This window comes from Psychroserpens damuponensis, assembly GCF_000826655.1.
In the GTDB taxonomy this organism is placed as follows: domain Bacteria; phylum Bacteroidota; class Bacteroidia; order Flavobacteriales; family Flavobacteriaceae; genus Psychroserpens; species Psychroserpens damuponensis.
Window position 1 is genome coordinate 39834 of sequence record NZ_JXJO01000021.1, and the last position, 12155, is coordinate 51988.

Genomic DNA, 12155 nt, shown 5'->3' on the forward strand with positions numbered 1-12155 from the left:
AAAATTATAGTATCCTAACATCCATCTAATGGTCCAAAGGTAAATACCAATTCTTGATCAATGAGTTCGCCTTTGGCATTTTCGGCTGGAGACCATTGTCCTGGAATAGTCTTAACAAGATCTGTAAATTTTGCATCAATTGAAGGATATCCTGTTTTCATTTGTTCTAAGTACACGTTAGAGATTAATCCTGCTTTTGTGACTGTAAAATATATCATCACAGGATTAAAAGTGTCACCTTTTATAACATTCAAATGAGTTTTACTATGATCTTTAAAGTAGCGTATTAATGCTTCTTTGCCGTTTACATAAGTCGCTTGTTTTTCTGGAACGATTGTTAAATGCGGATTAAAAAATCGGTCTTCTAATTTACCATTCTCTTTATTTTTTGATTTAAAATGTGTTTTAATAGAGAATTGCGTAAAAAGATCTGAAGTTCTCAGTAAATTAATTTGTGCAGGAGTAAGTTGATCATTATTACTATGCGCTCTAATATCTGTTTGTTGTCCGTTTTTTATAATGATTATTTCAGTATAATTTAACTGTACAATTTGTTGTTTCTCACCTTCATTAAGAAAGTCATAAATTGACGTCGCTTTATCAATGTCTGCTTTTTTTATGGCAGCACCTCGAGAATCGACTCCAAAATATAAGTCTGGAATAGCATTCATTGCAGGCCATTCTAAATTAGCATTTAATAAAGCAACCGTATCAATGTTTGATTGAGGTGCTGTATCATTATTGGTGTTGTTACAACTTGTATAACAAATGACAAACAGGGTTAGTACAGTTAATTTTCCGAAGCACATTTTAGCATTTGTTTTCATAATCAGTATATATTTGCGATTGACGTACATCAAATATAGAATTGATTAAGAATTGTAGGGTAATTTAAATTGTAAAAAAAGTGTCAATTTTTTGTCAAAACCTTTATAGTCGCGGTTTTAAGACGATGCTAGTTGAAGCTAATTATAAAAAAAAGACATGATTATTTAAGTGATTCTGGATATTTTTATACAGGTTTTCTTCGGAAATTCTAATAATCACATTATCGCTATCTTAGTCATAAAGCATAAAATTATCCATGCTGTGATAGCGCTTAAAACAGATTACAATAAATTAAAAACTATAATTCCACTAAATTGTTATTTACAAAAAATATAGAATTCACAAAAAACAGTTTTCCATTCTCCCAAAAACTTCTAAACATGACATTGTCTACCATATAAATAATGCTTCCGCTACCTAAACGTTGCTCGCCAAAAATTAAAGAGTTGTTCAATTTTTTTAGTGCGTGTTGCCCAGCAAAACCAGATACGTTTTTAGGATTATCACCAAAATAAGCCACATTGTATCCGTTTTCTAACAAACTATAAGATGAACTTCCTAGTTTTAAAGTAAAATAAGTATTGTCATACCCAAATGCCATAGGATGCGTGTTATCTACATCGGTTTTAAAAATGGCTCCTGTAATTAGATTTTTCGTGTTATCACGTTCTCTATCTGCATATGAAATGGTTAGGTTTTTTTCTTCGGAAACATCTTTAGTTGAAAGACGTTGCAATCCAAAACCATCCTTGCCAACAAAACTATGTAAAGCACCATCTATGGCGATGAGTTTTCCGCCAGCCTGAACCCAAGTTTTAATTTTCTTGGTTAAATCATCATTTAGTAAACCTCCATAATACCCATTTGGCAAAATCAATATATTAAATTTTGAAAGGTTACTACGTGATACATCATCTGTATTTATAGACGTTACAGGATAGTGAAGCTGCTGCTCAAAAAAGTGCCATAACTCTCCATAACTTAGGGACGATGTATAATCTCCAGAGAGCATTGCAATTTTTGGCGGATTTACTAATTTAATATCTGGAGATCCAAAATCAGGTCCAGAGGTTGAGAAACCAGTGGTGATAGCACTTAAAGCGCGTTTGTGTTTGTTGCCTGTTGCTATTATTTTGTCATCTAAATCTGTAATATGTTTATTATCACCACGAACAATAATTAACGATCCGCGATTGTAAGATTTACCTTGAGTAGTAAATGGTTTTTCGGTAAAGCGTACTTTGATGTCTTGTTTTAAAATATCACTTAAAAATTGAGCATCTTGTAATGAATTCCAGGCTAGAGCATAGCCAGTAGCAGAGGTGTTTTTATTATTTAATTGAGGTGTTATGCCAACAACAGAAGTTGATACTTGTTTTTTACTAGCAATAGCATCTAATCCATAAGCATAAGGCAAAGACCAAGCTGTGATATCATAAGTGAGAGAATCGCTTAATGTAGTTTGAGGTTCAAATAAAACCTTAACCATTTTTCCTTTAGGCTGATTTGTACTCACTACCAAATCCTTACTTGTAGCATTGAGTTGACCTTCTTTAGAAGTTGAATAGTTGTAGCCAGTTACTTTTCCGCCTTGAGCGAAACCATAAGTAATCTCATGTTGGTCTAGAAGCTGTATTAAACTCTCAATTTTATCTGGATTTCCTTGTAACACATAGCTTTTATAAGTGAGTTTAGAATTATCAAAATAATTGGTAAACTCTGAATTTAATTTTTTAGCATTTTTAGACGAAATTTCTATGGTTGATAATCCAGAAACAGTATGATGAGTTAATCTATCAATCAATGTTAATTCATCACCTTCGTCATTTAAAATTCCCAATCCAGCACGACCATGACCACCTTGCTCGTAAGTCATGCCAATGGCTCCCATGTATGTTGGGTACGTGTCACCATAGCTTGGATACAATAAATCAAAACGCTCACGCGTAAAATATAACCAACCTTCTGCATCAAAATATTTGGCGTGGTTTTTACCTATTTGAGTTTGAAAATTACGTTGCCAATCGCTAATAATTTCATGAAAAGGTTCGGCAGCAGGTGCAAAATAGTATGGTTCATTTATACCTTGCTCATGAAAATCAACATGAATATGAGGCATCCATTTATTATACACTTTTAAACGTGCTTGAGTTTCTACTTGCGTTGCCCAAGCCCAATCTCTATTTAAGTCAAAAAGATAATGGTTTGGTCGTCCTCCTGGCCACGGCTCATGATGCTCGCTAGCTTGTTGGTCAATATCATAAGGTACACTCGCGGTTTCATTATACCAATTTACATAGCGATCTCTTCCATCTGGATTTATACAAGGATCAATAATCACAACCGTATTTTTTAAGTAGTCTTGTTTATCGGTTAGTAATTTATAAAGGGTTAACATAGACGCTTCTGTGCTTGAGGCTTCATTGCCATGTACATTATAACTTAACCAAACTATGGCTATATCATTGGTATTAGAATCTCCTTTAATAATACCAGTGTTTTTAAGATTGTTTTCTCGTATTTGCTCTAGCTTTTTCATGTTGTCTTCACTAGAAATATAGGCTAGCATTAATTGACGTCTTTCATTGGTTTCGCCATATTGCTCTAATGTTACTTGCTGCGGAAATGTACGAGCAACATGCTCAAAGTAATCTATAACTTGATGATGTCTAGAAAATTTGGTGCCTAGTTCATATCCTAAAAATTTGGAAGGCGATTGTAGGTTTTGAGCAAAAATGGAGACAGAACAAAATAGGGCAAGGATAAAAGCGTATGACTTATTCATAAATAAAAATCTAAGTGAGTTGTGATATTGAGTAAAGATAGCAAGTCAACATCAATTAACTAAAATTTAGGACTCAAAAAAAGTTAAGTACATTATCTTTACCAAAGAATTGAATTGTAACTATGCCAACAGACTGTATCCCGTTTAGAGAAACCAGCTATTTCTCTTCTTTAATTTGCGATTATTTAGATGAAAAATCAAATTTAACATCGTTTTATAATCGATTCCCTAAGCTCGAGAATTTTGAAGCTCAAATTAACGAAAAGCAAGATTCTTTTTCTTCGGAAACGAGAACTGCGTTAGTACAATCGTTGAAAAACCAGTACGCTTCAGTGGATGTTTCCGAAGCAACTCAAAAAAATATTAGTGCATTAAGCAACGAAAATACGTTTACAGTTACGACAGGTCACCAATTAAATTTGTTTACAGGACCGCTTTATTTTTTCTATAAAATTATCTCCACAATAAACTTGTGTAAACAGTTAAAAGCGGCACATCCTAAGCAAGATTTTGTGCCAATTTATTGGATGGCAACCGAAGATCATGATTTTGAAGAGATCAATTATTTTAATTTCCGCGGACAAAAAGTACAATGGAATCGTGAGGCTTCTGGAGCTGTGGGAGAATTGCAATTAGATGGTCTAGATCAGGTTTTTGAAGCTTTTGCTAGTCAATTAAATACAACAACAAATGCACAACACATAAAGCAGTTATTTAAAAATGCGTACTTAGAACATCGAGATTTGACTGTAGCTATGCGTTATTTGGTTAACGAGCTATTTAAAGAGTATGGTTTGGTAATTGTTGATGGTAATGATTTAGATTTAAAACGATTGTTTGTACCTTATATAGAAGAGGAGTTGGTTCATCAAACCTCTTTTGAAAAAGTAACTCAAGCAAACGAAAAACTGAATAATCTCGACGGAAATTATAAAATTCAAGTCAATCCAAGAGAAATCAATTTGTTCTACATTACAAAAAATGTTAGAGAACGTATTATTGAAACCAACGGCATTTATAAAGTCAATAACACTACTATAACATGGAGCCAAAATGAAATACTTAAACACCTCGCTGAGGCGCCAGAACGGTTTTCGCCAAATGTAATTATGCGACCTCTATTTCAAGAGGTTATTTTGCCAAACCTTTGTTATATTGGAGGAGGAGGAGAGTTGGCTTATTGGTTACAACTCAAGTCTAATTTTGAAGCTCAAAAGGTAGTGTTTCCTATGTTGTTGTTGCGTAATTCAGTGTTGTTGATAACAGATAAGCAACAAGAGAAACTAGAAAAACTTGAGGTGTCAGTTAGAGATTTATTTTTAAAGCAAAATGATCTACGCACTAAAGTGACTAAACAAATTTCAGAAGTAAATATTGATTTTTCTACCCAAAAAAAACATTTACAACAACAATTTAACGACTTGTATAAAATCGCAGAACAAACCGATCAATCTTTTGTTGGAGCAGTAAAAGCGCAAGAAATGAAACAAATCAACGGACTAGAACATCTAGAAAGTAGATTGTTAAAAGCACAAAAACGAAAACTAAGTGATTATCTAGAACGCGTAACAACATTGCAAGATGATTTGTTTCCGCGTCAAAGTTTACAAGAACGTAATATGAATTTCTCTGAATTTTATTTAGAATATGGAGAAACATTAGTTCCAAAGTTATTAGAACACTTAGAGCCTTTAAATGGTGAGTTTTTAGTATTAACCGTTTAGAGTTTGATTGATGGTTAATTAAGAGCCCTTTTATTTAAAAATCTACAAGAATTAACATCAAATGATAAACTGTTAAAAAGTTAATTCAAAAAAGTGAAAAAGGTAAATTGTAATTCCTAAATCCTTATTACTTTTGTGCATGCAACACAACAAAGTCCTAATTTTAGATTTCGGTTCGCAATACACACAACTTATTGCACGACGCGTTAGAGAATTAAATATCTATTGCGAAATTCATCCATACAACAAAGTCCCTGTAGATTCTGAGAGTTATAAAGCTGTCATTCTTTCTGGTAGCCCAAATTCGGTTAGAGGAGAAGATGTTTTACATCCAGACCTTACTCAAATTAGAGGAAAAAAACCAATGCTAGCCGTCTGCTATGGCGCTCAGTATTTGGCTCATTTTTCTGGAGGAAAGGTGGCAGAATCTAACACTAGAGAATACGGTAGAGCTAATTTAAGTTATGTAAAACAAGACGACGATTTCTTTACAGGTATTTCTAAAGGTAGCCAAGTTTGGATGAGCCACAGTGATACAATTAAGCAATTACCAACAAACGGAGTGCTACTAGCTAGTACACATGATGTTGAGAATGCAGCATTTAAAATTGAAGGTGAAACAACCTATGCGATTCAATTTCATCCAGAAGTGTATCACTCAACAGATGGAAAACAAATATTAGAAAATTTCTTAGTACACATTGCTCAATTAGACCAAGACTGGACGCCAGATTCGTTTGTTGACGAAACTGTAGCAGATCTCAAAGCACAATTAGGAGACGATAAAGTCGTTTTAGGATTGTCTGGAGGTGTAGATTCATCAGTTGCAGCCATATTATTACATAAAGCCATAGGGAAAAACCTCTATTGTATTTTTGTAAATAATGGGTTACTTCGGAAAAATGAATATTCAAGTGTACTTCTACAATATGAAGGTATGGGCTTAAATGTAAAAGGAGTAGATGCTTCGGCACGCTTTTTGGAAGCCTTGAAAGATGAAAGCGATCCTGAGAAAAAACGGAAAGCTATAGGTCGCGTATTTATTGAGGTTTTTGATGATGAGGCCAATGATATTAAAGATGTAAAATGGTTAGCGCAAGGTACTATTTATCCTGATGTGATTGAAAGTGTATCTGCAACAGGAGGACCAAGCGCTACAATTAAAAGTCATCATAATGTTGGTGGTTTGCCTGATTTTATGAAACTTAAAATTGTAGAACCTTTAAAAGCCTTATTTAAAGATGAGGTTCGTAGAGTAGGTGCTTCTATGGGAATGGATAAAGATATTTTAGGACGTCATCCATTTCCAGGACCTGGTTTAGCAATTCGTATTTTAGGAGATATCACTCCTGAAAAAGTACGTATATTACAAGAGGTTGATGCTGTGTTTATTGATAACTTAAAATCTTGGAATTTATACGATCAAGTGTGGCAAGCAGGAGCTATGTTGCTTCCTGTAAATAGTGTAGGTGTAATGGGAGATGAAAGAACCTACGAAAAATGTGTAGCGTTAAGAGCTGTAGAAAGTACAGATGGTATGACCGCAGATTGGGTTAATCTACCATACGAGTTTTTACAAAAAACGTCTAACGAGATTATAAATAAAGTAAAAGGCGTTAATAGAGTGGTTTATGATATTAGTTCAAAGCCACCTGCTACAATTGAGTGGGAATAAATTGGTATCCTGATATTAGTTCACAGTTTGCAGTGTTTACACTTGTGAAGTCTAAAACGATATAATATACAGATAATTAAATTTCCTAGACCTGCCTTTTGGTAGCCAAGGAAAAGGACATAAAGAAATACGTTTATAAATGAAAAAAGTCATTCTAATCATTATTATTTTGTTTTGCAGTTTCTCTGTATTTGCACAAGATTTTAAAACACATAAAGTCAAAGACGGTGAGACAATAGAGAGCATTGCTAAGCTATATTTAGTGACACCTTTTGATATTTTAGCACTTAATCCAGATGCAAAAACATCAGTAAAACCAGATACAGTTCTTATCATTCCAACCACACGTGTAAAAAATGAGCCTGTAAATGAGCCTGTAAAAGAGGTGATTGGATATAAAAAGCATCGTGTAAAACGCAAAGAGACTTTATATAGTATCTCTAAACAATATAGTGTTGAGATAGATGATATTAAAAAGCATAATAGAAGATTGTATTCTGAAGATTTACGTAAAGGTGACAAAATTCAAATTCCAAAATACAAAACTATTGTAAGTAAAGTTTCTCTTAATAATACTATTAAAAAATATACGGTTTTACCAAAAGAAGGAAAGTGGAGAGTCGCTTATAAATTTGGGATTACAGTACCACAATTAGAAGCGTTGAACCCAGATTTAGCAGATGTACTTCAACCAGGACAAGTGGTAAATGTGCCAAATATTAGTAATAATGAAGAAAAAACTGTTGAAGAAAACTACAGCTACTATACAGTTTTAAAGAGTGAAGGTTATATGGCTCTTGATAGAAAACTAGGTGTGTCTCAAGAACAACTAGAAACGTTAAACCCTGGATTAAAAGAAACCGGACTCAAATTAGGTATGGTTTTGAAAGTGCCTTCAGATGTTAAAATTGTAACAAATGTTGAGGATTTAGCAAATACCAATTTAACTACGAATCTTAAAAACTTAAGTCAGAAAAAGATCGCGTTAATGTTACCTTATCGATTGCATCGAGTTGATGTAGATTCTGTACAAGAAGCTAAAAAGAAAATTAGAAAAGATGCGTTGTTATCCATATCATTAGATTTTCATGCTGGAGCATTAATGGCTATCGACTCAGCAAAACGCTTAGGAATTTCTACAGACTTAAAAGTATTTGATACCAGAAATCAAGCAGCTGAAGTTTCTAATATTTTAAGCGCAAATGATTTTACAAATTATGATGCTGTTATTGGGCCATTAGTTCCTAAAAATCTAGATCGTGTGGCTTCAGAATTAAAACGTGATAACGTTCCTGTGATTTCTCCTTTTTCAATGCCTACCACATTACATGAAAATGTGTTTCAAAGTGTACCGTCTAGTGAGTTGCTAGAAGATACAATTATTAAGTTTGTGAAATCAGACTCACTACCAAAACATGTGGTTATCATTTCAGATTCAAAACACAAACGTATTAGTGATAAGCTAAAAACTGAGTTTCCAGACGCAAAACAAATCTATTCTAGAAAAGATAAAAAAGGTAAAGAAGCCTATTTTATATATCAAACTGAAGTAGAAAATATATTTAAAAACGGAAAAAATATTGTGTTCTTAGAAACAGCTAACGAAGGCTTTGCTTCAAACGTAATTAGTATGATTAATGGTTTGATTATGGATGGTAAGGAAATATTTTTGTTCACAACAGATAAAAATAGAGCTTTTGAAGGTAGAGAAATTTCAAACTATCATTTATCTAACTTAAAGTTTCATTATCCGTCAGTTAATAAAACAGCAGATATTGGTTCGTCAAAAAATGCATTTATTAGAGCTTATAGACGAGAATATAATGTAAGCCCAAATAAATATGCAGTAAGAGGATTTGATTTAACTCTAGATCTTTTATTGCGTTTATCAAGTAATGACGATTTGTATACTGCGTCTTCTAGTGATATAGAAACCGAGTACGTAGAAAATAAATTTAGATATTCTAAAAAAATGTTTGGTGGCTTTTATAATGAAGCCGTTTATGTTGTGAAATTTGATAATTTAACCATAGTAGAAGCTAAATAAATGACTTCAAAAGTAACGTACTTAGGCGATTTAAGAACAGAAAGTGTTCATTTAAAATCTAATAATTCTTTTCTTACAGATGCACCTGTAGACAATAATGGTAAAGGTGAAGCGTTTTCACCTACAGATACTGTTGCTACAGGATTAGCAAGTTGCATGATTACTGTTATGGGAATTAAAGCAAAAGGTTTAGACGTTGATATGACAGGTACAACTGCTCATGTTACCAAGACAATGGCAAGTGATCCTAGACGAATTTCGAAAATTGAAGTGGTTTTAGATTTTCCTTTTGAAGCAAATGCCAAAACACGTAAAATTCTAGAACATACGGCAAATACCTGTCCTGTACATTACAGTTTACATCCAGATATCGAAAAGGATATCACGTTTAACTGGAAATAATGTCAATACATGTTATCGCGTTTATTAATTGTTTTATTATGCCTTCTGAAATTTGCCACAACCAATGAAGTTACTATGTCTTGGAGTGAAAGCAAGAAACTTACTTGGGCAGATTTTAAAGGTGCAGTAGATGTAAATACAGATGCTGTTGCAGTCACAGCTTCTGGGATTACGTTTTCATTTTCGGTAAGTGAATCTGATGGGAAATTTGTAGATTTTAGTGCAGAAACTTATGCGCATTTCTATCCAGAAAAATCATGGTATAATAAAACTAAAGGTGATGATCATATTTTAGCACATGAGCAATTGCATTTCGATATTACCGAACTACATGTGAGAAAACTGCGATATAATATTTCTAAAATTAAGGTGTCACAACACATTAAGCATGATTTAAGAGCCGTTCATGAGCAAGCCAATAAAGAGTTGGCGATAATGCAAAATACTTACGATACACAAACAAATAATTCTATTAACAAGGTAGAACAAGTGACTTGGTCTAAATTTGTTAAAAATGAACTCGATAAATATAAAGACTTCCGCTCTAGATAATATGGTAGGTCCAGATAAAAATTTCTTAATCAAACTCGCACATACAAAAATGCCTTACGGTAAATATGAAGGTCGTTTTCTCATAGATTTACCAGAATATTATATAGTTTGGTATCATAATAAAGGATTTCCGACGGGAAAATTAGGAGATATGTTGACGCAAGTATATGAGTTAAAATTAAATGGTTTAGAGTATTTAATTCGTGATATTAAAAAACGGTATCCTAAACCATAGATAATTTTGTAAGATTAATAAATTACGATTTATGAGTTTTCGTGAATTTAAGTCTGTTTAATTTATAGTTGTGATCATAGTTATTGTTTTTAAAGCGCTCATTATCATGGTTTTGTTTTGGTTTTTGATATGATAAAATGAAAATCACTAATTTAAAACCAGGCACATTTCCGTATTAAAAACAAACCTAAAAAGTTTACTATAATAACTATTTAAATTTTGTAAATTTGCCTGCGTTTAACAGCGCATCATGACAACTACCACAAAATACATCTTTGTAACTGGAGGTGTTACTTCTTCTTTAGGAAAAGGTATCATCGCAGCCTCTTTAGCTAAGCTTTTACAAGCACAAGGTTACAGAACCACAATTCAAAAATTAGATCCTTACATAAACGTAGATCCTGGAACTTTAAATCCGTACGAACATGGCGAATGTTATGTGACAGATGATGGAGCCGAAACAGATCTTGATCTTGGCCATTATGAACGTTTTTTAAATGTGCCAACAAGTCAGTCTAATAACGTAACCACAGGTCGTATTTATCAAAGTGTGATAGAGAAAGAGCGTCGTGGTGAGTTTTTAGGGAAAACGGTACAAGTGATTCCTCATATTACTGACGAAATCAAACATCGTGTTCAAATTTTAGGAAACTCTGGTGATTATGATATTGTTATTACTGAAATTGGAGGAACTGTAGGAGATATAGAATCCTTGCCATATATTGAAGCGGTAAGACAATTAAAATGGGATTTAGGAGAAGATAATGCTATCGTTATTCATTTAACGTTGGTGCCTTTTTTATCTGCCGCAGGAGAATTAAAAACGAAACCAACCCAACATAGTGTTAAAACACTCATGGAAAGTGGTGTCATGGCAGATATTTTAGTTTGTCGTACAGAGCATGAATTACCAATAGATTTAAGAGATAAACTCGCTAAGTTTTGTAACGTGCGTCCAGAAGCTGTGATTCAATCTATTGATGCTTCAACGATTTATGACGTACCTAATTTAATGTTAGAACAAGGTTTAGATACCGTTGTATTAAAAAAGTTGGCCTTAAAAAGTGCTCAGCCAGATTTAAGCATTTGGAATCAGTTTTTATCACGTCATAAAAATCCAAAAGGTGAGGTAACAATTGGTTTAATTGGAAAATATGTTGAGCTTCAAGATTCGTATAAATCTATTTTAGAAGCGTTTATTCATGCAGGTGCAGAGAATGAGGTAAAAGTTAATATTGAGTCTATTCATTCTGAATATTTGACAGAAACTAATGCTGCCGAAAAGTTAAAACATTTGCACGGTGTTCTAGTGGCTCCAGGTTTTGGTGAACGAGGTATTGAAGGTAAAATTGAAGCAGTACGTTATGTTCGTGAGCAAAATATTCCGTTTTTAGGGATTTGTTTAGGCATGCAAATGGCAGTAATTGAATATTCTAGAAACGTATTAGGATTGGCAAATGCAAATTCTACCGAAATGGATGAGCAAACTCCAGAACCAGTAATAAACCTTATGGAATCTCAAAAAACCATTATTGATAAAGGTGGTACTATGCGTTTAGGAGCTTGGGATTGTAAATTAATTGAGGGGAGTTTAGCGCAACATATTTACAACACGGTAGATATTAAAGAACGACATAGGCATCGTTATGAATTTAATAACGCTTATAAGCAACAAATAGAAGAGGCTGGAATGAAAGCCACAGGATTAAATCCAGAAACAGGCTTGGTTGAAATTGTAGAAATCCCAGCTCACAATTGGTTTGTTGGTGTGCAGTATCATCCAGAATATAAGAGTACGGTCTCTAATCCGCATCCATTATTTGTATCCTTTGTAAAGGCAGCCTTAGACTATAAAATAAATAACAAAAGTGTCAGTATGGCACAGAAATAATATTGGATAGCTTTTT

The 12155-nt window shown here is 33.3% G+C and carries 9 protein-coding genes; 7 read left to right on the forward strand and 2 right to left on the reverse strand.

Features of this window, described 5'->3' with window-relative positions:
- Window positions 1-14 precede the first annotated feature (14 nt).
- Window positions 15-827 carry a hypothetical protein gene (locus TD29_RS12640; RefSeq protein WP_040281110.1) on the reverse strand — a complete coding sequence of 271 codons (813 nt, stop codon included), beginning with the start codon at window positions 825-827 and terminating at the stop codon, window positions 15-17.
- A gap of 299 nt (window positions 828-1126) precedes the next feature.
- Entirely contained in the window at window positions 1127-3613 is a 2487-nt protein-coding gene (locus TD29_RS12645; RefSeq protein ID WP_052467107.1) for a M14 family metallopeptidase, read from the reverse strand.
- Window positions 3614-3735: 122 nt separating this feature from the next.
- Between TD29_RS12645 and bshC the strand changes: the two genes are divergently transcribed.
- The 7 genes from bshC to TD29_RS12680 all read left to right on the forward strand — a co-directional run bounded on the left by bshC (window position 3736) and on the right by TD29_RS12680 (window position 12139).
- A complete protein-coding gene (gene bshC, locus TD29_RS12650; RefSeq protein ID WP_040281111.1) occupies window positions 3736-5337 on the forward strand; it encodes a bacillithiol biosynthesis cysteine-adding enzyme BshC in 1602 nt (533 codons plus the stop codon).
- Between the two features lie 139 nt (window positions 5338-5476).
- A complete protein-coding gene (guaA, locus tag TD29_RS12655; RefSeq protein ID WP_040281112.1) occupies window positions 5477-7012 on the forward strand; it encodes a glutamine-hydrolyzing GMP synthase in 1536 nt (511 codons plus the stop codon).
- 139 nt (window positions 7013-7151) lie between these two features.
- Entirely contained in the window at window positions 7152-9059 is a 1908-nt protein-coding gene (locus TD29_RS12660; RefSeq protein WP_040281113.1) for a LysM peptidoglycan-binding domain-containing protein, read from the forward strand.
- On the forward strand, window positions 9060-9461 hold the full coding sequence (locus TD29_RS12665) for an OsmC family protein (RefSeq protein ID WP_040281114.1): 402 nt from the start codon (window positions 9060-9062) through the stop codon (window positions 9459-9461).
- A gap of 9 nt (window positions 9462-9470) precedes the next feature.
- Complete coding sequence (locus TD29_RS12670) at window positions 9471-10013, forward strand: DUF922 domain-containing protein (protein ID WP_040281115.1); 543 nt, start codon at window positions 9471-9473, stop codon at window positions 10011-10013.
- Window position 10014: 1 nt separating this feature from the next.
- Window positions 10015-10248: a DUF3820 family protein gene (locus tag TD29_RS12675; RefSeq protein ID WP_040281116.1), complete on the forward strand. Its 234-nt coding sequence runs from the start codon at window positions 10015-10017 to the stop codon at window positions 10246-10248.
- 250 nt (window positions 10249-10498) lie between these two features.
- Window positions 10499-12139: a CTP synthase gene (locus tag TD29_RS12680; protein ID WP_040281117.1), complete on the forward strand. Its 1641-nt coding sequence runs from the start codon at window positions 10499-10501 to the stop codon at window positions 12137-12139.
- The last annotated feature ends 16 nt before the right edge of the window (window positions 12140-12155 follow it).

Coding starts and splice junctions, on each gene's coding strand:
- TD29_RS12640 (WP_040281110.1), bottom strand. CDS start 827: ATGAAAACAAATGCTAAAATGTGCTTCGGAAAATTAACTGTACTAACC.
- TD29_RS12645 (WP_052467107.1), bottom strand. CDS start 3,613: ATGAATAAGTCATACGCTTTTATCCTTGCCCTATTTTGTTCTGTCTCC.
- bshC (WP_040281111.1), top strand. CDS start 3,736: ATGCCAACAGACTGTATCCCGTTTAGAGAAACCAGCTATTTCTCTTCT.
- guaA (WP_040281112.1), top strand. CDS start 5,477: ATGCAACACAACAAAGTCCTAATTTTAGATTTCGGTTCGCAATACACA.
- TD29_RS12660 (WP_040281113.1), top strand. CDS start 7,152: ATGAAAAAAGTCATTCTAATCATTATTATTTTGTTTTGCAGTTTCTCT.
- TD29_RS12665 (WP_040281114.1), top strand. CDS start 9,060: ATGACTTCAAAAGTAACGTACTTAGGCGATTTAAGAACAGAAAGTGTT.
- TD29_RS12670 (WP_040281115.1), top strand. CDS start 9,471: ATGTTATCGCGTTTATTAATTGTTTTATTATGCCTTCTGAAATTTGCC.
- TD29_RS12675 (WP_040281116.1), top strand. CDS start 10,015: ATGGTAGGTCCAGATAAAAATTTCTTAATCAAACTCGCACATACAAAA.
- TD29_RS12680 (WP_040281117.1), top strand. CDS start 10,499: ATGACAACTACCACAAAATACATCTTTGTAACTGGAGGTGTTACTTCT.